The sequence below is a fragment of the Agrobacterium sp. ST15.13.015 genome (assembly GCF_027871645.1).
Lineage (GTDB): Bacteria > Pseudomonadota > Alphaproteobacteria > Rhizobiales > Rhizobiaceae > Agrobacterium > Agrobacterium leguminum.
This window is the reverse complement of record NZ_JAQAHF010000004.1, coordinates 204,196-228,542: the sequence shown is the minus strand read 5'-3', so window position 1 is coordinate 228,542 and position 24,347 is coordinate 204,196. Positions and strand designations below refer to the sequence as shown.

The window sequence follows — 24,347 nt, the reverse complement described above, 5'->3', positions numbered from 1 at the left end:
CCTCAGATATTCGCCGAGAACGTATCGCAATCTTCGACACGGCCGCTCTGGAAACCGCGCTTGAACCATTCCGCGCGCTGTGCCGAGGTGCCGTGGTTGAAACTGTCAGGCACCACATAGCCCTGTGTCTGCTTCTGCAGCGTATCGTCGCCGATCTGGTGGGCGGCGTTCAGCGCTTCCTCGAGGTCGCCAGTTTCGAGAATACCCTTCTGCTCGGTGAACTTGCCCCAGATGCCGGCATAACAATCCGCCTGAAGCTCGACGCGCACCGACATCTTGTTGGCGTCCGTCTGGCTCATCGACTGACGGCGGCGGTTGAACTCCGGCAGAACGCCGGTCAGGTTCTGGATGTGGTGGCCGACCTCATGCGCAATCACGTAAGCTTGCGCGAAATCGCCAGCCGCGCCGAAACGCTGGTCGAGTTCCTTGAAGAAGCTGGTGTCGAGATAGACCTTGCGGTCGCCCGGGCAATAGAACGGGCCGCTGGCAGCGGAAGCATAACCGCAGGCGGAAGACACCTGCCCGGAGAACAGAACCAGCGTCGGCTTCTGATAGGTCTCGCCGGCCGACTGGAAAATGCCGCTCCACGTATCTTCCGTCTCGGCCAGTACGGTGCGCACGAAAGCCGTCGTCTCGTCCGACGACTGGCCCTGCGGACGCGTGCCGGACTGCTGGGTCCCCGATTGCGTCGTACCGCCGCCATCCATCGACAGATCGCCGCCGGTCAGCAACGTCAGCGGGTTGATGCCGAGCACCCAGCTGATCAACAGAATGACCAGAAGACCGCCAATGCCGATGCCGCCGCCGCGACGTCCGATCGGCACCCGCATACCGCCGCGGGAAAAAGGATCACCCGATCCCGCCGACATGCCGCGCCGATCCTCGATATTGTCCGACTGGCGACGCCCTCTCCATTCCATGCTCTTCTCCCGGCGGTTCCGCCTCAACAAGCTGCCTTATAACGGCACTATAATACATCTTGTTCCGGAAGAAAGCAGAGGTGGCAAACGGAGAGCGTCATGCGGCTCTGCGTCTTTGTTTCAGCACGGTCAGAAACAGGACGATAAACAGGAGAGCGCCGGCGGAAAGGACCAAAAATCCGGCTCTGCCATCACCAAAAGCAACCTCATGCATGATGCGGCCGGGAACGAAGGTGAAACCTCCGGCAATCACGATGCCGCCGAGATAAACGCTCTGCATGATCCGCATATGGCGTCTGATATCGCCGCGGCGGACGAAGTAGATCGATTGCAGACACCCGTAGATGGTGAAGACGGAAAGAAGATGGATCGGGCTGAAACCATAAAACACCTTCAATTCATGGATGAAGAAGGTAGACGCCGCAGTCGCGACCATCAGCACCACCCAGATCTTGCCGAGCAGCCGGTGAATGGCGGTGCCCTTTGGGCGCAGGAAAATGAAGGCCCCAAGAAGGGCTGCGGGCACGACGGTGGCAACATGGAACTGCACGGCAAGCGATGCATCTAACAAAGGCTGGAATGACATGGGCGCTGTTTCGGTTCGGTTGAAATCGAAGCCAATTTCGGCAAAACATGCGGAGAAGAAAAACGGATTGGCGCCATCAGCAGGAAAACTTCGTGGATCACCCGTCTCTGCAATTCACGCTTCGTGAAATGCACGCCATGCTGCAATCGCGCAGGCTGTGGCTGACGTTTCTTGCCGTGCTGGCGATCTTCATCTTGACCGGGCCTTTCGGGACGAGCGAAACCATGAGCTTCGCCGACCGGCTGCTTTACTGGACAATCGTTCAAGCGGGCGCCTGGATGCTCGCCATCTCCTTTTCGGTCATCGCCAAGACGATCCTTGCAGGCCACATCGACAACATGCTGACACGCATGATGATCGGCTCGCTGACGGCGGCACTGCCGATCGGGCTACTGCTCGCCATTACCAATCAGATTTTCTACGGCAAGGAGATGGGTCTCACGCCGGTTCTGAAGAGCAGCCTCTCATCCCTGCCGCTCTGCGCGATCTTCTGCCTGTTGAGTTACCTTACGACCCGCCAGTCCTTCGAAAAGGTGGCGGACGCTGAAACGGACACAAAGGCAAATGCAGATAGGGACGTGAAAGGCATCATCCCCTTGCTGGAACGATTGCCGTCGCAAAAGCGCGGAGAATTGCTGCGGCTGTCGGTGCAGGATCATTACACGCAAATCGTCACCACGCGCGGGCAGCAGCTGGTTCTGCTACGTTTTGCCGATGCGCTGAAAGAACTCGGCCAAACGGCGGGTTTACAGGTACATCGTTCCCACTGGATTGCCGATGCCGACTTTGTCTCCCTGCGCAAACAGGCCGGCCGTCTGCATGTCATGACCAGAGACGGCAGTGAAATCCCCGTCAGCCGCTCTTACAGTGCTGCGGTACAGGCCCGTTTCACCGCACACGCCCCTGCCCGTTAAGAGTTTCTGTCGATTCCGGAATTTATGGGGTTCCGTTCTCAAAAACATTTGCCTATAAGCCGCTTCTAGCCTGAAAACATTTGAATTGCGCCCCCCGACCGGTGATCCTTCACCCTGGCCGGTGTTTTGCGCAACCGAAAAGCGGAACGAGAGAGCCATGCCGAAGCGCCAAGATATCAAGTCCATCCTCATCATCGGCGCGGGACCGATCGTCATCGGTCAGGCATGTGAATTCGACTATTCCGGCACCCAGGCCTGCAAGGCGCTGAAGGAAGAGGGTTACCGGGTCATCCTGGTCAACTCCAACCCGGCGACGATCATGACCGATCCGGGCCTTGCCGACGCCACTTACGTCGAGCCGATCACGCCCGAAGTCGTGGCAAAGATCATCGCCAAGGAACGTCCGGATGCGCTTCTTCCGACTATGGGCGGCCAGACCGCGCTCAACACCGCGCTCTCTCTCAAGCGCATGGGCGTTCTCGACCGTTACAATGTGGAAATGATCGGCGCAAAGCCGGAAGCCATCGACATGGCCGAAGACCGCGCTCTCTTCCGCGAAGCCATGGCCCGCATCGGCCTTGAAACCCCACGCTCCATGCTGGCAAACGCCACCGAAATCAAGGATGCCGACCGCAAGAAGCACGAGGCAGCCCGCACCGAGCTGAAGGGCAAGCTTTCCGGTCCCGATCTCGACAAGGCGCTGGACGATCTCGAAAACCAGTGGAACCTCGGCGAAACCGACCGCAAGCAGCGCTATATGGCCCATGCCATGGCAATCGCCGCTCAGGCCATCGATCATGTCGGCCTGCCGGCCATCATCCGCCCGTCCTTTACGCTTGGCGGAACCGGCGGGGGCATTGCCTATAACCGCTCGGAATTCTTCGATATCGTCTCGGGCGGTCTCGACGCCTCGCCGACGACGGAAGTTCTGGTCGAAGAATCGGTTCTCGGCTGGAAGGAATATGAGATGGAAGTCGTCCGCGACAAGGCGGACAATTGCATCATCATCTGCTCCATCGAAAACATCGATCCGATGGGCGTCCACACGGGTGACTCGATCACCGTTGCGCCGGCGCTGACCTTGACCGACAAGGAATACCAGATCATGCGCAACGCCTCGATTGCGGTGCTGCGTGAGATCGGCGTGGAAACGGGCGGTTCGAACGTGCAGTTCGCCGTCAACCCGAAGGACGGCCGCCTCGTCGTCATCGAAATGAACCCGCGTGTGTCGCGCTCGTCCGCTCTCGCTTCCAAGGCAACCGGCTTCCCGATTGCCAAGATCGCCGCCAAGCTCGCCATCGGTTATACGCTGGACGAACTGGAAAACGACATCACCGGCGGTGCGACCCCGGCGTCGTTCGAGCCGTCGATCGACTACGTCGTCACCAAGATCCCGCGTTTCGCCTTCGAGAAATTCCCCGGCGCTTCGCCGATCCTCACCACCGCCATGAAGTCGGTCGGCGAAGTCATGGCGATTGGCCGCACCTTCGCAGAATCGCTGCAGAAGGCGCTGCGCGGCATGGAAACCGGCCTCACCGGTCTCGATGAAATCGAAATCCCCGGTTACGAGGAAGGCGAAGGCTCCAAGAACGCCATCCGCGCCGCCATCGGCACGCCGACGCCGGACCGCCTGCGCATGGTCGCCCAGGCGCTGCGCATGGGCATGAGCGAAGAGGAAGTCCACGAAAACTCGAAGATCGACCCCTGGTTCATCGCCCAGTTCAAGGCCATCGTCGACATGGAAGCCCGCATCCGCGAGCATGGTCTTCCACAGGATGCCGAAAACCTGCGCATGCTGAAGGCCATGGGCTTCTCCGACGCCCGCCTCGCCAGCCTGACGTCCAAGCGTCCGAAGGAAGTGGCCGAACTGCGCAACAGCCTGAATGTTCGTCCGGTCTTCAAGCGCATCGACACCTGCGCGGCCGAATTCGCCTCGCCGACCGCTTACATGTATTCGACCTATGAAATTCCCTTCGTCGGCGCAGCCCGCTCGGAAGCGCAGGTCTCCGACCGCAAGAAGGTGGTCATCCTTGGCGGCGGTCCGAACCGCATCGGCCAGGGCATCGAGTTCGATTATTGCTGCTGCCATGCCGCCTTCGCGCTGAAGGATGCCGGTTTCGAAGCGATCATGATCAACTGCAACCCGGAAACCGTTTCCACCGACTACGACACCTCCGACCGCCTCTATTTCGAACCGCTGACGGCTGAAGACGTGATCGAGATCATGCGCGCCGAACAGGAAAAGGGCGAACTCGTCGGCGTCATCGTGCAGTTCGGCGGCCAGACCCCGCTGAAGCTCGCAGAAGCGCTGGAAAAGAACGGTATCCCGATCCTCGGCACGGCGCCTGACATGATCGACCTTGCCGAAGACCGCGACCGCTTCCAGAAGCTGCTGATGAAGCTCGATCTTGCCCAGCCGAACAACGGCATTGCCTATTCTGTCGAGCAGGCCCGCCTCGTCGCTTCGGAAATCGGCTTTCCGCTGGTCGTTCGCCCGTCCTACGTTCTGGGTGGCCGCGCCATGCAGATCATCCATTCGGAAGGCCAGCTCCAGACCTATCTGCTCGACACGGTTCCGGGCCTCGTACCCGAGGACATCAAGCAGCGTTACCCGAACGACAAGACCGGCCAGATCAACACCCTGCTCGGCAAGAACCCGCTGCTGTTCGACAGCTACCTGACCAACGCCGTGGAAGTGGATGTCGATGCGCTGTGCGACGGCGAAAGCGTCTTCGTCTCGGGCATCATGGAGCACATCGAAGAAGCCGGCATCCATTCGGGCGACTCGGCCTGCTCGCTGCCGGTCCGTTCGCTGTCGAAGGAAATCGTCGACGAGTTGGAACGCCAGACGACGGCGCTTGCCAAGGCGCTCAATGTCGGCGGCCTGATGAACGTGCAATATGCCATCAAGGACGGCACGATCTACGTTCTCGAAGTCAATCCCCGCGCCTCGCGCACCGTACCTTTCGTGGCGAAGACCATCGGCGCGCCGATCGCCAAGATCGCCGCCCGCGTCATGGCCGGCGAGAAGCTCGATCCGGCGATTGCCGCTTACGGCGAGAAGCCCGATCCGCGCAACCTGAAGCACATTGCCGTCAAGGAGGCCGTCTTCCCCTTCGCCCGCTTCCCCGGCGTCGACATTCTGCTCGGACCGGAAATGCGCTCGACCGGCGAAGTCATCGGCCTCGATACCGATTTCGCGCTGGCCTTCGCCAAGAGCCAGCTCGGCGCCGGCGTCGACCTGCCCCGCTCCGGCGCGGTCTTCGTCTCGGTGCGTGACGAGGACAAGGAAGGCGTTCTGCCCGCCATCCGCATTCTCGTGGAAAGCGGCTTCAAGGTGCTGGCCACCGGCGGCACCCAGCGTTTCCTCGCCGAAAAGGGCATCAACGCCGAAAAGATCAACAAGGTGCAGGAAGGCCGTCCGCATATCGAAGACGCCATCCGCAACCGTCAGGTCCAGCTCGTCATCAACACCACCGACAGCAACAAGGCGATTTCTGACAGCAAGTCGCTGCGCCGCGCGACGCTGATGCAGAAGGTGCCTTACTACACGACGATGGCCGGCGCGGAAGCGGCAGCGCTTGCCATCAAGGCGCTGAAGGCCGGCAATCTGGAAGTGAAGCCGCTGCAGAACTACTTCCAGTAAGCTGCGGGAACCGCAGGTTCCAACGCTGAATGAAAACAAAACGCCGCGGGTCACCATGCCCGCGGCGTTTTGCATTGCGTAATCCTGCGGCAATTCATTGCCGGTATCAAAACATCAGGTTCGAACGAGGCCCATGATGTCCCTATTGCTCAATGACGGATCGCCCGCAGCCATTCGCCGCGCCGTTGCCAACGCTCCGGTCAAACGCTCCATGAAGATGCTGAGGTACCCCGCCATAGTATCCCAGCGATGGGGACACCTGGCCCCGATAAGCCAAAGCGCCTTGAGGGACTGACCATGGCTGGACGTCCACCGGGACCGGAGCGGGTGGCTTTTCCGCTGCGGATCGAACCCGCAATATTGAACATGATCCGGCACACCGCGGGCGGCGAATTGCGCAGCGTTAATGCCCAGATCGAGGTTCTTCTGAAAGAGGCTCTGTCCCGCCGCGCCACGGCGGATGAAGCAGACAAGCCGCCCTTCTAGACCGAAGGGCAACAACGACGCTACACGACACGACGATGCGGTGCCGCCCTGCGGAAAGATCGACGGCCCGCAGCCCCGCCTATGCCGCCTGCGCCTCCCGAACGCAATTGCGCCCTTCCATCTTCGCGCGGTAAAGTGCGCGATCCGCCATTTCCGCGAGCGTCTGGAGATCGCAGCGCATCTCGCCAGTGGCGGCAACGCCGATGCTGATGGTGACGCCGACACGCAGACCGCCGCAATCGACCTCGGTTACCGCAATCGCATCGCGAATGCGCTCGCCGATCATGCAGGCTTTGCGAACGCCGGCGCCCGGCAGGTAGATGATGAATTCCTCTCCGCCGTAACGCGCCAGCACGTCCCCGCTGCGGATGCTGCCGCCGATACGCTTCGCCACTTCCTGCAGCACGCTATCGCCGACGGCGTGGCCGAAACGGTCGTTGATCGACTTAAAGTGATCGATATCCAGCAACATGGCCGCATCGGTGGGATCGGGCGTCGCAGGCATGGTCTGGAAGAAGAAGCGCCGGTTCTTGACGCCCGTCAGCGGGTCGGTATTCGCAAGAACAAGCAGTTTTCGCTCCGACCGCTCGGCCACGAACATCATCACGAACAGGGCAATGGCGAAGTTCAGCATGATGATCAAGAAAAACGCATTGACCAGATTGATAGTGGCATAATCGGGCAAAAGCACGCTTTTCACCACCGATAGCGAAATGAGACCGGAGACGCCGGTGATGCCACCCAGCGCCAGGCGAGACAGCAGCGGCTCCCTGCGCCATCTGGCCAAAAGCACCGATGCCCCGGCGAGATAGGCAAGCGATGCGCAGCCATTGAAGAGCGCCGCGCGATACGCATTATTTTCCGCCACCTGCTGGGCGACAACCATCGCCAGCACGGAGATGACGCAGACAATGGATACGGTCCGTCGGTCGACGGAACGCCCATCGCTCAACGCCTTCAAGCCGAGCCAGATCAGCGCGTAACCCACAATACCGAAAGCGACACTGCCGAGCCGCCACAGGGCCGGCGACAATATTCCCCATTCGCCATAACCAGCAAGCGTGGAACCAATCGTCATCGAGGCGAAACCCGCCGCAAGGGGGATGGGACCGCGCAAGCCGCGATTGGTCATTTTCAGATAGATAAAACTCAAAAGCCCAACGATATAAGAACACTTCTGCATCAGTATGACTGTCGCAAGGTCGAGTTCACCCAACATGATTTGTCCATACGGTAAATAAATTCGGAGGACTTAATTATAGTATTAAGTATAAAGTTTCAATAAAAATAACAGATAAATAATCAGTAAATGATACTACTGCAAGTTATGGCTCAAATATTGAATAAATCTCCAGCGCGCAAATGGAAATTTATTCGAATGTTCTAATAAAACTTATATCCTTCTTGAACCGCATGGTTTCCGCCTCTTTCACCTGCGCATCGGCAAGGCGCAGGAGGTAGGACGGATGCACGGTGACAAAAAGCGTTCGGCCTTCCTCCATCGGCAGAGGACGGCTCCGAATCTCTGAGAGCTTTTCCTTGCCGCCGGTCAGCGCATAAAGCGCCGTTGCGCCCATGGCAACGATCAGCTTCGGCCGAATAAGCGCGATTTCCTGATTGAGCCACCAGCGGCATTGCTCCACTTCGCCCGCATTCGGCCGCTGATGGATGCGCCGTTTGCCGCGCGTTTCATATTTGAAGTGTTTGACAGCATTGGTGACATAAAGCTTTTTGCGCTCGATACCGGCATCGGCAAGAGTCCGGTCGAAAAGCTGGCCGGCCGGACCGACAAAAGGCTTGCCGGCGAGATCCTCGTGATCGCCCGGCTGTTCGCCAACGATCATGATTTCCGCATCCTCCGGCCCCAAACCGAAAACCGTTTGCGTGGCGCTGCAATGCAGGGGACAGCGGGTACAGTGGGCAGCCTCCCGCGCCAGCGACGCGAGCGTGCCCTCCGGCACGGGTTGCGTCGTCTCCCGGGCAGCGGCCGCAGCCTGCAGGCGATGGTGAAAGGGCTGCGGCTGGCTTGCCGCCCTGGCGGCCATCTCCAGCACCCGCGCCTCAGCACCGAGAACGAGACCGGGAATGAGATCGGCTTCCGGCAGGTTCTTCCAGTATTTCTTCGGCATCTCCGCCGTCATGGCTTTGATCTTGAGGCGCGCCGGATTGAATATATTGGCATAATAGGTCCGCCAGAGTTCATCCGTCTCGTCCTTCAGATCAGGCTTCGCCGCCGCCTCCCGTGAGGTTTGCAGCTCGCTTCCGTCCCATCGGGCGGACCCTTTCGGCGTGGCGATCAGCCAGTCCATATCGGTAAACCGTCGCTGGAAAAACGCTGCCGTCCGCTCGACGATGAAATGATCCGGCTCGAACCAGGCCACGAACCGCCGTCGCCCGCCCTGCCCCTGCGGCCAGGGCAATTCCTTGAAACGGACGAAGGCCGTCATCTTGTGACAATCCCGGCGCACCGATTTCTCGAGCAAGCGGGCCTCTGCAACATCCGGATCGGACTTGAACTGCAACAGGGCGCGATCCCGCTTCAGCCGCCACAATAATCGGTAAAGCAACGCAAACCGGCCGGGATCGCCATGGCAGATGACGGCCTGCGCCAGCGCCAGGAACGAGGCCGAAACGGAAACCTGCCCATTGCCGGCATCGACGGTCGGCAAAGGCTCACCGGCGAAATCCAGCAGCCCTGCCCCGTCGTCCCGCAACCGCCAGTCAATCGTCTCCGGCGGAATATCGGCGGCAAGGGCCGCACGCGCGGCATCGCGCCACTCGCCGAAATCGCCCCGCCCTTCGAGAACCGGGCCATACATCACAACAGCGACAATTGTTCGGGCTGCGGCGCAAACATCGCCCGCAAATCCGGCCGCTCGGTCAGCTTGCCCGGCGTCCAGCCCTCGGCGACGATGAAAGCCTTCACCTTTTTCAGGGAAACACCAAAACGGGCGATATCCTCCAGCCGCAGCCGCCGGAACCGCCGCGACGAGAGGATGGAAGCAACCGTCTTGGTGCCGAAACCGGGCACACGCAGCAGCATTTCCCGATCCGCCGCATTGACGTCCACCGGGAAACGGTCGCGATGTTTCAGCGCCCAGGCGAGTTTCGGGTCGATATCGAGATCGAGCATGCCGTCGCCGCCGATCGCCGTTATCTCGCTGATATCGAAGCCATAAAAGCGATACAGCCAGTCGGCCTGATAAAGCCGGTGCTCCCGCATCAGCGGCGGCTTGATGAGCGGTAGGCTTTTCGACGAATCGGGAATGGGGCTAAAGGCCGAATAATAGACGCGCCGCAAACCGTAGCTGCCATAAAGCCGGGCGCTGGTGGAGAGAATGGTGCTATCGTCAGCGCCATCCGCTCCCACGATCATCTGCGTGCTCTGCCCGGCCGGTGCAAAGCGCCTGGTCTTGCGTGTCCGGACGGTAGGCTCTCCGGCCTCTTCGATCTTCAGGCGGATATCGGCCATAGAGCGGCGAATATTGACGGGCTGCTTTTCCGGCGCGAAACGGCCAATGCCGCTATCGGTCGGCAATTCGATATTGATCGAGAGACGATCCGCGTAAAGCCCTGCCTCCTCAATGAGCCTGGGCGATGCTTCGGGAATGGATTTCAGGTGAATATACCCGCGAAAACCATGGGTAACCCGCAACTCCCGCGCCACGCGCACCATCTCCTCCATCGTATGATCGGAAGAGCGGATGATGCCGGAGGACAGGAACAGCCCCTCGATATAGTTGCGCCTGTAAAACTCCAGCGTCAGCCAAACCACCTCTTCCGGCGTGAACCGTGCCCGCTCGACATTGCTGGAGGAGCGGTTGATGCAATAGGCGCAATCATAGATACAAAAATTGGTGAGCAGGATTTTCAAAAGCGAAATGCATCGCCCGTCCGGCGCATAGGCATGGCAGATGCCCGACCCTTCCGTGGAGCCCAGACCGCCCGATGCTGCGGAGTTGCGTTTTGTCGTGCCGCTGGATGCGCAGGAAGCATCGTATTTCGCCGCGTCGGAGAGAATGGCCAGCCGTTGCCTGATGGACTTCTTCATGGGTATGTTCACTATATGTTCCATAGACAAATGTCAATGACATAAGGTAAGGCATTGATTACGTGAGAAAATATGTACGCCTCAAATTTGCTGGCATTTCGCTGTCGTCTTCTGATATAGTCGGCTCAGTTATGATTTTGGCATGGTTCCGGAGTTCCCCTCCGGAACCTGTTTCTTTTTGTGTCTGCAAGTAAAGCGACCGGAATGCGAAGGATAAAAAAATGGTAGAAAAAGTACCGATGACTCAGGGTGGATTCGTCAAGCTGCAGGAGGAGCTGCGCTGGCGCCAGCAGGAGGAACGCCCCCGTATCATCGAGGCGATTGCGGAAGCGCGCGCCCATGGCGACCTTTCGGAAAACGCCGAGTACCATGCTGCCAAGGAAGCACAGAGCCACAATGAAGGCCGCATCACCGAACTCGAAGACCTGACCGCACGTGCGGAAGTCATCGATCTCTCCAAGATGTCGGGCTCGAAGATCAAGTTCGGCGCCACCGTCAAGCTGGTGGATGAGGATAGCGACGAGGAAAAGACCTATCAGATCGTCGGCGACCAGGAAGCCGATGTGAAGGCCGGCCGCATCTCCATTTCCTCGCCCATCGCCCGCGCCCTCATCGGCAAGGAAGTCGGCGACAGCATCGAAGTCAACGCCCCTGGCGGCGCCAAGGGCTACGAGATTCTCGCGGTTCAGTGGGGCTGATGCCCTCACATGCAATGCGCCCCACGCGGGCGCATTGCTTTTCTTGACGTCTTCAATCCCCCCGAATTAGCCGCAAAGACGGAAGCCCATCTTGTCCCACGTCAGTCTGAAAGATGTGCAGGTGCTTGCGCCGAACTTCAAACGCAGGCTCTCCGGCGTCACCTCCACCATCGTTCAACTTATTCCGGTGCAGAACCGGCTGGGACAGAAGGTGGCCGTCATCGGCCCCGGCCTGCCGCCGCATCTGCCGCATGTGCGCTTCCGCGATCTCTGGCGGCTCTGGCAAAACGGCCCGCAGGGCGGCCCGCGTATCTGGCATGCCCGTCGCAACCTCGAAATGTTGCCGGGTCTTTTCATGCGTGACGTGCTGCGCATGAAAGTGAAGCTGCTGTTCACCTCGGCCGCACAGAGGCGGCATTCCGCCTATACACGGTTTCTGATTTCGAAGATGGACGCCGTGGTCGCGACCAGCACCCGCTCCGGCTCGTTTCTGGAAGTACCCAATCGCGTTGTCATGCATGGCGTCGATACCGACCTGTTCCATCCGGCAACCGGCCCGGAAGACACAATCGCGGCAACCGGCCTGCCGGGCCAATATCTCATCGGCTGCTTTGGACGGGTGCGCCACCAGAAGGGCACCGATCTTTTCGTGCGCGCCATGATCGAGCTTTTGCCCGCCCATCCGCAATGGACGGCCATTGTTTCCGGCCGGGTAACGGCGGAACACAAGGCTTTTGCCGAGGCACTTGAGGCCGATGTCAAGGCTGCCGGCCTTTCGGATCGCATCGTGTTTCAGGGTGAGGTGGACGACATCAAGCCGTGGTACCGGCGGCTGACGCTCTATGTCGCCCCATCCCGCAACGAAGGTTTCGGCTTGACGCCGCTCGAGGCCATGGCATCGGAGACGGCCGTCGTCACAAGCACTGCCGGCGCCTATGAGGAAATGATCGTCAAGGGCGAGACCGGCGCTGTCGTCGAGGCGGGTGACTATGCATCGCTCAGGGATGCGATAGGGGCCTATCTTGCCGACCCGGCTCTGGCCGAGAGCCATGCAAAGGCCGGCCTTTCGCATGTACGCAGCACATTTCCGCTTGAGAAAGAGGCCACGAGTCTCGGCGAAGTCTATGAGGCTTTGCGGCGCGGGTAACGCGTCTTAAGGCAAGAACAAAGCCTGCCGCTCAGATTTCCACCAGACCGACGCGCTTGACCTGACGGATGGTGAGCATGGTGCGCACCGTATCGACGTTTTCGTCCGCCGTCAGAACCTCGATGACGAAATCTTGAAACTCGGTCAGGTTTTTCGCCACGCAATGCAGCAGGAAATCGCTTTCGCCCGATACCATCCAGGCCTGCCGCACCAGCGACCAGCCGGCGGTTGCCGCAGCAAAGGCCTTCAGATTGCTGTCCGACTGGCGCTTGAGACCGACCATGCAGAAGGCGACGAGATCGAAACCGAGCTTCGGCGCGTTCAACATGGCGTGATACCCCTCGATCACGCCCGCCTCTTCCAGCTTGCGGACGCGCCGGAGGCAGGGCGGCGCGGAAATACCGACCCTTTCGGCCAGTTCCACATTGGTCATGCGCCCGTCGCGCTGCAATTCGCGCAGGATTTTCAGATCGATGGCATCGAGTTCGACGCTGGTCACGGAGGAGTACCTCGTTAAGCTGTGGAACTTCCTTGTACTATTCAGCGCGGGATTCGCAACATTATGCCACCGCCCGGTCACAAAATTGCGCGCGCATCCACAACTGCCTTGTTGGTAACGCAAGGCTGCCCTTGAATAAAGACACTAGACAACCTTAAATACCGGGCAACGAAGGGGTTGCGGCCTGTCCGCCGTCTTGCGGCCGGAGGGTTCTGGTGCCGAAAGTCACTGCTACCGAGAGGCCCCGCTATTGAAAGGAACGTTTCCATGTCTGCCCGCCACACCAAGGTATTGATCATCGGCTCCGGCCCCGCCGGTTATACCGCGGCGATCTACGCGGCCCGCGCAATGCTGAAACCCGTGCTGATCGCCGGCATGGAACAGGGCGGCCAGCTGATGATCACCACCGATGTCGAGAACTATCCGGGCTTTGCCGATCCGATCCAGGGTCCGTGGCTGATGGACCAGATGCTGAAGCAGGCGACGCATGTGGGCGCGGAAATCGTCAGCGACCTCGTCACCGAGGTTGAAACCAATGTTCGGCCTTTCGTGGTCAAGACCGATTCCGGTCAGGTCTGGACCGCCGATACGCTGATCATCGCCACCGGCGCCAAGGCCAAGTGGCTCGGCATTGAGAGCGAGCAGCATTTTCAGGGCTTCGGCGTTTCCGCCTGCGCCACCTGCGACGGTTTCTTCTATCGCAACAAGGATGTGATCGTGGTCGGCGGCGGCAACTCCGCCGTGGAAGAAGCGCTGTACCTCGCCCATATCGCCAAATCGGTCACCGTCGTTCACCGTCGCGATAGCTTCCGCTCGGAAAAAATCCTGCAGGAACGGCTGTTCGCCAAGGAAAACGTCAAGATTCTCTGGAACACGGAAATCGCCGAAATTACCGGTGCACCCGCAAAGCCGCCAATGCCGCCTTCCGTCTCCGGTGTGAAGCTGCGTGACACCAAGACCGGCACGATCAGCGAATTCCCTATCGACGGCGTCTTTGTCGCCATCGGCCATGCGCCGGCAGTCGAGCTGTTCAAGGGCAAGGTGAAGCTGAAAGACAACGGCTACATGTGGACCGCCCCCGATTCCACGGCGACCGACGTGGAAGGCATTTTCGCGGCTGGCGACGTCACCGACGACATCTACCGTCAGGCGATCACCGCCGCCGGCATGGGCTGCATGGCCGCGCTGGAAGCGGAACGTTATCTCACCGCGCATCAACCGCTTGCTGTCGCAGCGGAATAACCGAAAGGCAGGATAGGCATGGCAATGCCATTGGACTGGGATAAACTGCGCATTTTTCATGCCGCAGCCGAAGCAGGGTCTTTCACCCATGCTGCCGACAAGCTGCATTTGTCCCAGTCGGCCATTAGCCGTCAGGTCAGCGCGCTGGAGCAGGATGTCGGCGTCAAGCTGTTCCATCGCCACGCCCGCGGTCTCATCCTCACGGAACAGGGCGAGTTGCTGTACCGCACCGCCCATGACGTGCTGCTGAAGCTCGAAACCGTCAAGATGCAGCTCACCGAAACGACGGAGAAGCCGAGCGGCAAGCTGCGCGTGACGACGACCGTCGGTCTCGGCCAGGGCTGGCTGACGGACAAGGTGCAGGAATTCCTGCAGCTCTATCCGGAAATGTCGATACAGCTCATCCTCGACAATGAGGAGCTGGACGTGAACATGCGTCACGCCGATTGCGCCATCCGCCTGCGCCAGCCGCAGCAGTCGGACCTCATTCAGCGCAAGCTGTTCACGGTGCACATGCACGTCTACGCCGCGCCGTCCTATATCAACCGCCATGGTGAGCCGCAGTCCATCGAGGATCTCGACAATCACCGCATCATCTCCTTCGGCGAACCGGCGCCCAACTATTTGCTGGACGTCAACTGGCTGGAGAACGCCGGACGCTCATCCGACAACACGCGTACACCACACCTACAGATCAACAGCCAGACCTCGATCAAGCGCGCCTGCCTGCTGGGAATCGGTATTGCCTGCTTGCCGGATTATATCGTCGGCCGCGATCCGGGCCTTATCCAGCTATCGCTCGCCGCCGATATTCCGTCCTTCGATACCTATTTCTGCTATCCGGATGAGATGAAAAACGCTGCAAAGCTGAAAGCCTTCCGCGACTTCATCGTCGCCAAGGCCCGGAACTGGAACTTCTGACGTTAAAATAATCGGCGCTCGGTTATAGCCATTAAATTTCAAGAGCTTAACTGACATGCTACCTGAGCGGCGTACCTGCGCCGCCCGGGAGCATTGCACATAAAATATACCGGAAATATCGAGGGCTGCGTGGTGCGCATGCCTGACCTGCACAAAAAAGAGTTGTTTCGTGCACAAAAAAGCACCATATCGCTCTCAGCTGATGCACACGGTGGCTTTTCCTCCCAGTTCCACCGCATCAGCTGTTCCCCTCTGGAGGTTTTTGACCTTCACACTTAAAGGGCCCTGGATCCATCCGGCGGCCCTCTTTTTTTACCCGCAAGAATTTTCTCCGAATTGGCGAAATATCGCATGATGCAACCTTGTTTTGCATTATTCCCACACCCATATTTTAGTCAGCTGTCACGCTCGCTCAAGGCAAGCGACAGCTGTTCCCCTCTGGAGGTTTTGACCTTCAAACTTATCAGGCCGCGGAGATATCCAGCGGCCTTCTTTTTTGGAAATGCCTGCCCGCCCCCCCTCGATCCTCACAGACGATCCTCACAGAGACGTGACTTGTATATCGACAATGATCGATATAAATATCGGACATGCCAGATATTGAAGAAGCACCGATGAACCCGGAGGAAATCCTCAAAGCCCTTTCGCACCCCGCAAGGCTGAAATTCCTGGAATGGCTGAAGTCTCCGGAAAGTCACTTCTGTCAGGAGCATCCCCTCAGCATGGGTGTATGCGCCAACCAGTTTCAGATCAGCGGCCTGTCGCAATCCACCGTCTCGTCGCATCTGGCGGTGTTGCAGGCAGCCGGCCTGATAAGGTCGAAAAAGGTCGGGCAATGGGTGTTTTTCGAACGCAACGAGGAAACCATCGACGCCTTCCGCAATTATCTGCAAGCCAATCTCTGAGCCTCCCAAGCTTTGAGCCTCGGGGTGTCGGACCGGAAACCGCAAGACGGTTTTCATTCCGGCACCCAGACAGAAAGACAGCGCGTCCCCCGCGCAATTTCGCCAACCGACCAGAAAGTGAAGTCGCATGACCAGTCTTTTCGAACCGGCACAGGCCGGCGATATCGCACTCGCCAACCGTATCGTCATGGCCCCCCTCACCCGCAACCGTTCGCCGGGCGCCATTCCCAACAACCTCAACGCCACCTATTACGAGCAGCGCGCCACGGCCGGGCTGATCGTCACGGAAGGCACGCCGATTTCCCAGCAGGGTCAGGGTTACGCTGACGTTCCCGGCCTCTACAAGCGGGAAGCAATCGCGGGCTGGAAACAGGTGACGGATAGCGTGCATTCTGCCGGTGGCAAGATCGTCGCGCAGATCTGGCATGTGGGCCGCATTTCCCACACCTCGCTGCAGCCACATGGCGGCCAGCCGGTCGCGCCTTCCGCCATTCCGGCCAAGTCGAAGACCTATATCATCAATGATGACGGTACCGGCGCCTTTGCCGAAACCTCCGAGCCCCGCGCGCTCACCATCGACGATATCGGCCTCATTCTCGAGGATTACCGCAGCGGCGCGCGCGCAGCACTGGAAGCCGGTTTCGACGGTGTCGAAATCCATGCCGCCAATGGCTACCTGATCGAGCAGTTCCTGAAATCCAGCACTAACCAGCGCACGGATGATTATGGGGGCTCCATCGAAAACCGGGCCCGCTTCCTGCTCGAAGTTGTCGATGCCGTGGCGGAAGAGATCGGCGCAGGCCGTACCGGTATCCGCCTCTCACCCGTCACGCCCGCCAACGACATTTTCGAAGCCGATCCGCAGCCGCTTTATAATTACGTGGTGGAACAGCTCGGCAAGCGCAATCTCGCCTTCATCCATGTCGTTGAAGGTGCAACCGGCGGCCCGCGCGATTTCAAGCAGGGCGACAAGCCTTTCGATTATGCCGCCTTCAAGGCCGCTTATCGCAATGCCGGCGGCAAGGGCCTTTGGATCGCCAATAATGGATACGACCGTGAGAGCGCCATCGAGGCGGTTGAAAGCGGTAAAGTAGACGCCGTGGCTTTCGGCAAGGCGTTCATCGCCAATCCGGATCTGGTGCGTCGCCTGAAAAACGACGCGCCGCTCAATGAGCCGAACCAGCCGACCTTCTATGGCGGCGGAGCCGAAGGTTACACCGACTATCCGGCGCTTGCCTGATAAGGGATAAAGCAAAGACGCCGCACTGCCCCAAAGCAGTGCGGCGTTTTCTTTCAGCGCAGGCTTCGCGCCTGCCGCGCGGCAAAATCGGAAAACGCGCCCATGACGAAGGCGTTGGGCACATGCAGCGCCTGCAGGAAGCCATTGCCCGTTTCCCGGCCGATGCTCATCAGGGCCACCTGAAGACAGTAAAGACCAAGCAGGACCAGCGTGCGGGCAAGGTTCGGCCGCAGATCGTCATATAGAGAAGCGAGAACCGCCAGCGACAAAATCGGAACGGCAATCAGAAAGCCGAGCCCCTTGTGCAGAGAAAGCAGCGATCCATCGTAATAGATCGACAGCCCGGCCAGCAGCACCTGCGCGAAGATCAGCATCGGCACGCTTGCCGAAATCACGGCAAACACGCGACGCCGGGCCGACATCCCATTCGCAATCGTGGCCATCACACCCTGCCCCCGGCATCGGCCGGATGAGAAAGGCTCGACGGCTGCGGCCTCTGCTCAAGGCAGCCGAGGCTCGCAAGTGTCGTCGCTACCGCGATGTCGATCGGTGTTCTGGGTTCCGTTCCGAGGAAATCCGTCAGCCTGCGATTGCTCATCCGGATCGGCATCTGCCAGAGATATTGCATTTCCAGCACTTCGCGGAACAGGGGAACGAAGGGAGCGGCCAATTTGATGCCCGACCAGGACAGCTGCCGCCTCCTGACCGGATGCCCGACAACCCGCTCGATGGCTTCAACCAGTTGCAGCCCGTCGAAATCCCAGAAACCTTCCATGTGATAGACGGCGAAAGCCGGAAGCTCGTCTGCGCGGTCCAGCAGCCGGCCAATGGTCTCGGCGACATCCGGCAGATAGGCCCATTGATGCCCGGCATGGGGCGCGGCGGGATTCCGGACACTCCGGACCGGCTTTCCGGGTTTCACCAGCATCTGCGAAAACCAGTTGTTTCTCGCGTCCGGCCCAAAGAAATCCCCGGCGCGGACGATCAGCACCGGCACGCCACGCATCGACGCCATTTTCAGCCGACGCTCCATCTCCACACGCAATGCGCCCTTGCGGGTGAACGGCTTTTGCGGGCTGTCTTCCGTCAGAAGCGGAAAGGCGTCCGGGCCGAAATTATAGACGCTGCCCGGAAAGACGATCCTCGCCCCGCAGGCCTCGGCGGCGGCAATGCTATTGTCGAGCATCGGCAGCACCTGGCTTTCCCAATCGCGATATCCGGGAGGATTGACCGCATGGACGATGAGGCTCACGCCTTTTGCCGCATCCATCACATCCTGCCGGTTCATGGCGTCCCCGGTCACACGTTCGACGCCATCCGTAGCGCCCGTTGACATCCGCTGGCGCGTCATCGCCCTCACCCGCCATCCCCGTTGCTGCAGCATTCTGGAGACCTGACTGCCGACACCGCCATTCACCCCCAAAATCAGGGCCAGAGGACGTTCATTCCGCGCTGTATTTGCGTTGTTTTCATATATCATCGCCGTACTCCTTGTTGTGGGCTGGAGTATCGTCCCGTTCCGCGATATACGAAATTATCGAAATGAGTGGAGCAGCTATACAAAATCTTATGACGAGAAACCGTGACATCAGCTGGGATTTCTATCGCACCTTTCTCAGCGTGCTGAGCGACGGTTCGCTGTCCGCCGCCGCCCGCGAGCTTGGCATCACACAGCCGACGGCGGGACGTCATATCGGCGCGCTGGAAGAGGCCGTCGGCTTTCCGCTGTTCATCCGCTCGCCGCACGGGCTGATGCCGACGGAAGCAGCCCTTGCGCTCCGCCCCTATGCGGAAAATCTCGCGGCGACGACCGCCGCCCTCATGCGCGCGGCCTCCGGCGAAGTCGGCAAGATCGAAGGCACGGTGCGCATCAGCGCAAGTGATATCATCGGCGTGGAAATGCTGCCGCCGATCATCACGGCCATGCAGGAGGTTCACCCGCGGCTTGAAATCGAGCTTTCGCTCTCCGATACGCTGGAAGACCTTTTAAGGCGCGAGGCGGATATAGCCATTCGCATGACCGAACCGCAGCAGGATGCGATCGTCATGCGTTATATCGGCAATTTCCGTCTGGGATTTCATGCGACGCGCGACTATCTGGCAAGAGCTGGCACCCCGAAGAGCATGGAAGATCTGAACCATCACCGGATGGTCGGTTTCGACCGCAAGACGCCTTTCATTCGGGCGGCCATCCAGCGCATGCGCTCGCTCGATCCGGACATACCCGATATTGAGGAAATTTCCTTTGAAATCCGCGCCGACAGCAATCTCGCCCAGCTTGCCATGATCCGCGCCAGCGCAGGCATCGGCGTCTGTCAGATAGGCCTGGCGCGCAAGGACCCGCGGCTCGTTCAGGTTCTTCCGAAAATCGACATCCCGCTCCACACCTGGGTCGCGATGCATGAAAATCTCAAGACCTCGCCGCGATGTCGTGCCGTGTTCAGCGCCCTCGTCGAAGGCCTCAAGGGGCATCTTAAAGAAACCGATCCGGGCGCACCGCCGAAACGGCGCTAATGCCGAACAACTCCCGGCAAAGTGATCCCGGCTTTGCTGGAAATCCACGGATCGGTGATCAAAACGGTCTGGCCTGCTGCGTCGTCTTGTCGACCACCTCGGCTTCCGGCCGGTCGCCGCCCTGGCTGTATTCTTCATGCCAGTGGCCGCTCTCATCCTGATAGCTGATTTCCTCGTCATCGCCCCCCACCTGCTGTTCGGCGGCAACGATGCGCGCAGCCTCGACGGCATCCGCATAAGAAGGGAATGTTTCGGAATAAGCGCCATTCATGCGGTAGGCAAAGCCTCCGTCATGTTCGACAATTTCATACACCACTTTGGTCATGCATGGTCCTCCTGCTTCGGTAGGCGACATGGCAACCACAACCGCGTTTCAAGCATTGCACCCGATGGGACACCGCGGCATGAGCAGCATGTCCTGCAACACCACTATCCTACCAAAAGCATTCAAGCGCAAATCCTGCTTGATCTGGGGGACGATACGTCACAGCCTGAGCCGATCAGGGGGAAGGGAAATCGATGGCGGGTTCTATTCTGAAACAGGAGCGCATGCTGCTGCTGGCAATACCGGCGGCAATCGTCGCCTATCTGGCCGAACATGCAATATTCGAAGCCGGAAAAACGGCGGCGCTCATCGCCGCGGTCGCGCTGATCGGACTCATCGTCCTGGTCTCGATGCGGGTTGCCCATCACGCCGAAATCCTCGCCACCAAGGTCGGCGACCCTTACGGCACCATGATCCTGACGCTGTCGGCCGTCGCGGTGGAAGTGCTGATCCTCGCCATCATCATGAGCGAATCCAGTTCGCCCACTCTGGTGCGCGATACGATCTATTCCGCCGTGATGATCGACATCAACGGCATTCTCGGTCTCGCGGCGCTGCTCGGCGGTCTTCGCCACGGCGAGCAGCCCTATAACGACGATTCCGGCAAGACCTATGGCGTGATGATCCTCACCGCCATGGGTATTTCGATGATCGTGCCGGAATTCATCCCCAATGAAAGCTGGCATGTCTACTCCGCCTTCACCATCGTCGCGATGATCGCGCTTTACGCCCTGTTCCTCAAAATGCAGGTCGGCCCGCACAGCTATTTCTTCAGCTATGCCTATCCCCGCAAGGCGCATCCGGCCGGACAGGCATCGGACGGCCATGCGGAAGAGGAGGACGAAGGCAGCGTACCGCTCTCCATCGGCCTCATCATCGCCGGCGTGGTGCTGATCGGCGTGCTGGCGGAATTCATGTCGGCCTTCTTAAGCGAAAGCCTCGAGGGCACCAGCGCGCCGCCAGCGCTGATGGCGGTGGTGGTGGCGACGATCTCGGCATCGCCGGAAATCCTCACCGCGCTTCGGTCCGCCTTGCGAAACCGCATGCAGGCGGTGGTCAATATCGCCATGGGCGCATCGCTGTCGACGGTCATCCTCACCGTGCCCGTCATGGAGGGCATTGCACTCTATACCGGCCAGCCCTTCATCATGGCGATGACGCCGGTTCAGACCGTCATGGTCTTCATCACCCTCATCGCCGCCGCCATCAATCTCAATGACGGCGAGACCAACGCGATTGAAGGAATGACGCATTTCATTCTCTTCGCCACCTTCATCATGCTGCTGTTTCTGGGGCTTTGACCAAAACGAAAAAAGCCCGGCATCGCTGCCGGGCTTCTTCATTTGAGATCACAACCGATCAGCGGCAATCGGCGCAGAAGCGCTGGATGCGCTTGCAGGCCTCTTCCAGCAGCGCTTCCGACGTGGCGTAGGAAATGCGGAAGTTCGGGCCGAGGCCGAAAGCCGATCCCTGCACGACGGCGACGCCTTCGGCTTCGAGAAGCTCGGAAACGAAATCCGTATCCGTCTCGATGACCTTGCCCGAGGGAGCGGTCTTGCCGATCAGGCCGGCGCAGGACGGATAAACGTAGAATGCGCCTTCCGGAGCCGGGCAGCTGATGCCCTTCGCCTGGTTGAGCATGGAGACGACGAGGTCACGACGGCCTTCGAAGATTTTCTTGTTGGCCGGAATGAAATCCTGCGTGCCGTTCAAGGCTTCGACAGCGGCCCATTGCGCAATCGAGCTTGCGCCCGAGGTCTGCTGGCCCTGGATCATGTCCATGGCCTTGATCAGCGGCAGCGGGCCGGCAGCGTAACCGATACGCCAGCCGGTCATGGCATAGGCCTTGGAGACGCCGTTCATCGTCAGCGTGCGGTCATAGAGCGAAGGCTCCACTTCGACCGGCGTGACGAATTTGAAATCGCCATAGGTCAGGTGCTCATACATGTCGTCCGTCAGCACCCAGACATGCGGATGCTTGACCAGCACATCGGTCAGCGCCTTCAGCTCGTCGTGCGAATAGGCGGCGCCCGACGGGTTGGACGGCGAGTTGAACACGAACCACTTGGTCTTCGGCGTGATCGCCTTTTCCAGCGCTTCCGGCTTCAGCTTGAAATTATCTTCCAGCGTGGCGTCGACGAAAACCGGCGTGCCGCCGCAGATCGCCACCATTTCCGGATAGCTGACCCAGTAGGGCGCCGGAATGATGACTTCATCGCCCGGGTTCAGCGTGGCCATGAAGGCGTTGAAGAGGATCTGCTTGCCGCCCGTGCCGACAATCGTCTGCTCCGGCTTGTAGTCCAGCCCGTTTTCACGCTTGAACTTGTCGGCAATCGCCTTGCGCAGTTCCGGAATACCCGAAACCGGCGTGTATTTCGTTTCGCCGCGCTTGATGGCGTCGATGGCCGCTTCCTTGATATTTTCGGGCGTATCGAAATCCGGCTCGCCGGCGCCAAGGCTGATCACATCGCGGCCCTTCGCTTTCAGCTCACGGGCTTTCTGGGTAACGGCGATAGTGGCGGATGGCTTTACGCGGGAGAGAATGTCGGCAAGGAAGGCCATTTTTAATCGGTCCTATTGGGGTTGACATCGGCAGAGGTTGGAAAACTTGTCATCTGCGGCATTTTCTATGTCGAAAGACAGGCCTTCTTTCAAGGTCAAAAGCCGGCTTATGTGCTGCATCGCAGAATTTAAACCTTCCTTAACCCGGAAGTAACGCTTGATACGCTACATTCGCGAGCCTAGAGGTCGTGTCTCTATAGCTGGTTGAAAAATGGCGCTCAAAAGCATCTTTTCCAGTCTTGTCCGCGAGGTCGATGGCACATGGTCCACCGTCTATAGCACCTTCAACCTGAAATCGGCCCTGCAGCCCATTTTCCGCCGCACGGCGAGCGGTATTCTCGACATCGATTCCTTTGAGGGTCTGGTGCGTCCCCATCGCAATGGCGAGCCGGTGACGCCGGGCGAATTCTTCTCGCTGGTCGCGCCGGAAGATATCGAAAATATCGACAGCATCCTGCGCACGATCCACATTCTCAACACCGGCCGGCTCAACCGGTCCCGCGCCCGCATCTTCGTCAATTTCCATCCGGGGCTGTTCCAGACTCCGGCCAAGATGCGCCAGGAAGTGGAGCGCATGCGTCTTGCCGCCCACGAAGCCGGCATGACGGCGGATCGCATCGTCTGCGAAATATCCGAGAAAAAAGCCTCCGATACGCAGATGGTCGCCGACTTCGCGTACCACATGCATGATATCGGCTTTCGCGTGGCGCTCGATGATTATGGCGCGGGCGATTCCGACATCGACCGGGTGAAGCTCATCAAGCCGGACTATGTGAAATTCGAAGCCGGCTGGGTGCGCGATTTCATGCAGAATTCGGCGGGCGCTGCCCTTCTGCGCGTCATCGTCAGCCAGTTTCGCGCCGATGGCATAGAGCCGGTCTTCGAAGGACTGGAAGCTGCATGGCAGGTCGATCTGTGCGAAGAACTCGGCGTCTTCTTGATGCAGGGCTACGTGCTGGCAAAGCCAGAACTTGCCCCGACCAGTTTCGACACACGTTTCCCGGAACTCGGCAGTGAATATTTCGCCCCCTCAAGGACGGAAAGAGGCCCTGCGCCACCGGCATTTTTCCGGGAAGAACGCCCCGCCGATCCGCACCCGCTGCGCCAGACCCGGACCTTCGGAAAACGCGGCCTCTGACGCCAAATCCGCCCAAACGGCTCTCCTAACCGGCTTTGCCACAATATTGCCGCAATAAATGCCGCGGAACGCCAGAATTCGGTCTCCAAGCCGTCCATTTCGAAGCCTCTTTTATCCTTTAAGAACAGGGACAAGAGGCGACAGCCATGTTTACCAACGATCGGACTTCCGTTGAAAGGTTAAGGGCGCAGAGAACGCTGTTTTCCCTCTGGATGGCCGTTGCGGCGTTTCTTGTCATCGTCACCATGGCCGCCGGCATCGCAACCTCGGCCAATGCGGCTGCCCAGGCGGTCGATACCCTGCATACTTCCGCCATTCCGCAGGTGGCAGCGACGACGAAAGCGAGTCCCCACATCCTGCTCATCGTCCTTTCGGCCGCGGCCTTCATTGGCCTCGGCATTGGCGGCCTGACGCTCACCCGGCGCAGCCTGAAGGACGAGGCCCGCCGCTACAAATAAGCGGCCCTCCCCTCGACTTGCGGCATCGGCAGCTTGCTGCTAAAGCACCCGGAAACAGTCATCCGCATCGCGGATCGATATTTCAAAAATCCCCG

Annotated in this window: 23 protein-coding genes; 13 read left to right on the top strand and 10 right to left on the bottom strand. The window is 59.5% G+C overall.

Features of this window, described 5'->3' with window-relative positions:
* Window positions 1-2 precede the first annotated feature (2 nt).
* Both ypfJ and PIB16_RS08315 read right to left on the bottom strand, forming a co-directional pair.
* Complete coding sequence (gene ypfJ / locus PIB16_RS08320; protein ID WP_078051812.1) at window positions 3-920, bottom strand: KPN_02809 family neutral zinc metallopeptidase; 918 nt, start codon at window positions 918-920, stop codon at window positions 3-5.
* Between the two features lie 97 nt (window positions 921-1,017).
* A complete protein-coding gene (locus PIB16_RS08315) occupies window positions 1,018-1,506 on the bottom strand; it encodes a DUF2306 domain-containing protein (RefSeq protein ID WP_271045387.1) in 489 nt (162 codons plus the stop codon).
* A 47-nt stretch (window positions 1,507-1,553) separates the two neighbouring features.
* Here PIB16_RS08315 and PIB16_RS08310 point away from each other — a divergent pair, with 47 nt between their 5' ends.
* The 3 genes from PIB16_RS08310 (at window position 1,554) to PIB16_RS08300 (ending at window position 6,552) form a co-directional block, all read left to right on the top strand.
* The gene (locus tag PIB16_RS08310) at window positions 1,554-2,420 is read left to right on the top strand and encodes a LytTR family DNA-binding domain-containing protein (RefSeq protein ID WP_271045386.1); all 867 of its coding nucleotides are present in this window, start codon (window positions 1,554-1,556) and stop codon (window positions 2,418-2,420) included.
* A 157-nt stretch (window positions 2,421-2,577) separates the two neighbouring features.
* Window positions 2,578-6,066 (top strand): carbamoyl-phosphate synthase large subunit, encoded by a 3,489-nt coding sequence (gene carB / locus PIB16_RS08305; protein ID WP_174036263.1) that lies wholly within the window; start codon window positions 2,578-2,580, stop codon window positions 6,064-6,066.
* A 297-nt stretch (window positions 6,067-6,363) separates the two neighbouring features.
* Complete coding sequence (locus PIB16_RS08300) at window positions 6,364-6,552, top strand: hypothetical protein (protein ID WP_174036264.1); 189 nt, start codon at window positions 6,364-6,366, stop codon at window positions 6,550-6,552.
* A gap of 79 nt (window positions 6,553-6,631) precedes the next feature.
* Here the strand turns inward: PIB16_RS08300 and PIB16_RS08295 are convergent, their stop codons facing one another.
* From PIB16_RS08295 to PIB16_RS08285, 3 genes are all read right to left on the bottom strand, one after another.
* On the bottom strand, window positions 6,632-7,771 hold the full coding sequence (locus PIB16_RS08295; protein ID WP_078051808.1) for a GGDEF domain-containing protein: 1,140 nt from the start codon (window positions 7,769-7,771) through the stop codon (window positions 6,632-6,634).
* 151 nt (window positions 7,772-7,922) lie between these two features.
* Window positions 7,923-9,371 carry a UdgX family uracil-DNA binding protein gene (locus PIB16_RS08290; RefSeq protein ID WP_271045385.1) on the bottom strand — a complete coding sequence of 483 codons (1,449 nt, stop codon included), beginning with the start codon at window positions 9,369-9,371 and terminating at the stop codon, window positions 7,923-7,925.
* Window positions 9,371-10,603 carry a putative DNA modification/repair radical SAM protein gene (locus PIB16_RS08285; protein WP_271045384.1) on the bottom strand — a complete coding sequence of 411 codons (1,233 nt, stop codon included), beginning with the start codon at window positions 10,601-10,603 and terminating at the stop codon, window positions 9,371-9,373. Before PIB16_RS08285 ends, PIB16_RS08290 begins: the two co-directional genes overlap by 1 nt.
* 221 nt (window positions 10,604-10,824) lie before the next feature.
* Here PIB16_RS08285 and greA point away from each other — a divergent pair, with 221 nt between their 5' ends.
* Window positions 10,825-11,301, top strand: coding sequence for a transcription elongation factor GreA (gene greA, locus PIB16_RS08280; protein WP_003522847.1), 477 nt, complete (start codon window positions 10,825-10,827; stop codon window positions 11,299-11,301).
* A 91-nt stretch (window positions 11,302-11,392) separates the two neighbouring features.
* Complete coding sequence (locus PIB16_RS08275) at window positions 11,393-12,448, top strand: glycosyltransferase family 4 protein (protein ID WP_271045383.1); 1,056 nt, start codon at window positions 11,393-11,395, stop codon at window positions 12,446-12,448.
* 31 nt (window positions 12,449-12,479) lie between these two features.
* Here the strand turns inward: PIB16_RS08275 and PIB16_RS08270 are convergent, their stop codons facing one another.
* Entirely contained in the window at window positions 12,480-12,947 is a 468-nt protein-coding gene (locus PIB16_RS08270; RefSeq protein ID WP_020811379.1) for an Lrp/AsnC family transcriptional regulator, read from the bottom strand.
* Window positions 12,948-13,214: 267 nt separating this feature from the next.
* Between PIB16_RS08270 and trxB the strand changes: the two genes are divergently transcribed.
* From trxB to PIB16_RS08250, 4 genes are all read left to right on the top strand, one after another.
* Window positions 13,215-14,189, top strand: a complete 975-nt coding sequence (gene trxB, locus PIB16_RS08265) for a thioredoxin-disulfide reductase (RefSeq protein WP_003522850.1) — start codon at window positions 13,215-13,217, stop codon at window positions 14,187-14,189.
* A 24-nt stretch (window positions 14,190-14,213) separates the two neighbouring features.
* Complete coding sequence (locus PIB16_RS08260; RefSeq protein WP_020011327.1) at window positions 14,214-15,110, top strand: LysR family transcriptional regulator VtlR; 897 nt, start codon at window positions 14,214-14,216, stop codon at window positions 15,108-15,110.
* A gap of 614 nt (window positions 15,111-15,724) precedes the next feature.
* On the top strand, window positions 15,725-16,015 hold the full coding sequence (locus PIB16_RS08255; RefSeq protein WP_003522852.1) for an ArsR/SmtB family transcription factor: 291 nt from the start codon (window positions 15,725-15,727) through the stop codon (window positions 16,013-16,015).
* A 127-nt stretch (window positions 16,016-16,142) separates the two neighbouring features.
* Entirely contained in the window at window positions 16,143-17,255 is a 1,113-nt protein-coding gene (locus tag PIB16_RS08250) for an alkene reductase (RefSeq protein WP_065655738.1), read from the top strand.
* Between the two features lie 53 nt (window positions 17,256-17,308).
* On the opposite strand, the gene PIB16_RS08245 is transcribed toward PIB16_RS08250, so the two are convergent.
* Together PIB16_RS08245 and PIB16_RS08240 are read right to left on the bottom strand one after the other, a co-directional pair.
* Window positions 17,309-17,698 (bottom strand): DUF6220 domain-containing protein, encoded by a 390-nt coding sequence (locus tag PIB16_RS08245; protein WP_271045382.1) that lies wholly within the window; start codon window positions 17,696-17,698, stop codon window positions 17,309-17,311.
* Window positions 17,698-18,735 (bottom strand): NAD-dependent epimerase/dehydratase family protein, encoded by a 1,038-nt coding sequence (locus tag PIB16_RS08240; protein WP_271045381.1) that lies wholly within the window; start codon window positions 18,733-18,735, stop codon window positions 17,698-17,700. Before PIB16_RS08240 ends, PIB16_RS08245 begins: the two co-directional genes overlap by 1 nt.
* 89 nt (window positions 18,736-18,824) lie before the next feature.
* Between PIB16_RS08240 and PIB16_RS08235 the strand changes: the two genes are divergently transcribed.
* Window positions 18,825-19,769 (top strand): LysR family transcriptional regulator, encoded by a 945-nt coding sequence (locus tag PIB16_RS08235; RefSeq protein ID WP_003522856.1) that lies wholly within the window; start codon window positions 18,825-18,827, stop codon window positions 19,767-19,769.
* A 58-nt stretch (window positions 19,770-19,827) separates the two neighbouring features.
* Here PIB16_RS08235 and PIB16_RS08230 read toward each other — a convergent pair whose 3' ends face one another.
* Window positions 19,828-20,094, bottom strand: a complete 267-nt coding sequence (locus PIB16_RS08230; RefSeq protein WP_003522857.1) for a DUF2188 domain-containing protein — start codon at window positions 20,092-20,094, stop codon at window positions 19,828-19,830.
* Between the two features lie 194 nt (window positions 20,095-20,288).
* Here PIB16_RS08230 and PIB16_RS08225 point away from each other — a divergent pair, with 194 nt between their 5' ends.
* Window positions 20,289-21,395: a calcium:proton antiporter gene (locus tag PIB16_RS08225; protein WP_065655735.1), complete on the top strand. Its 1,107-nt coding sequence runs from the start codon at window positions 20,289-20,291 to the stop codon at window positions 21,393-21,395.
* A gap of 58 nt (window positions 21,396-21,453) precedes the next feature.
* Here the strand turns inward: PIB16_RS08225 and PIB16_RS08220 are convergent, their stop codons facing one another.
* Entirely contained in the window at window positions 21,454-22,656 is a 1,203-nt protein-coding gene (locus PIB16_RS08220) for a pyridoxal phosphate-dependent aminotransferase (protein ID WP_003522859.1), read from the bottom strand.
* Window positions 22,657-22,867: 211 nt separating this feature from the next.
* Between PIB16_RS08220 and PIB16_RS08215 the strand changes: the two genes are divergently transcribed.
* Both PIB16_RS08215 and PIB16_RS08210 read left to right on the top strand, forming a co-directional pair.
* Window positions 22,868-23,794 carry an EAL domain-containing protein gene (locus tag PIB16_RS08215; RefSeq protein WP_080856609.1) on the top strand — a complete coding sequence of 309 codons (927 nt, stop codon included), beginning with the start codon at window positions 22,868-22,870 and terminating at the stop codon, window positions 23,792-23,794.
* 146 nt (window positions 23,795-23,940) lie between these two features.
* Window positions 23,941-24,252: a hypothetical protein gene (locus PIB16_RS08210; protein WP_078051800.1), complete on the top strand. Its 312-nt coding sequence runs from the start codon at window positions 23,941-23,943 to the stop codon at window positions 24,250-24,252.
* Window positions 24,253-24,347 lie beyond the last annotated feature (95 nt).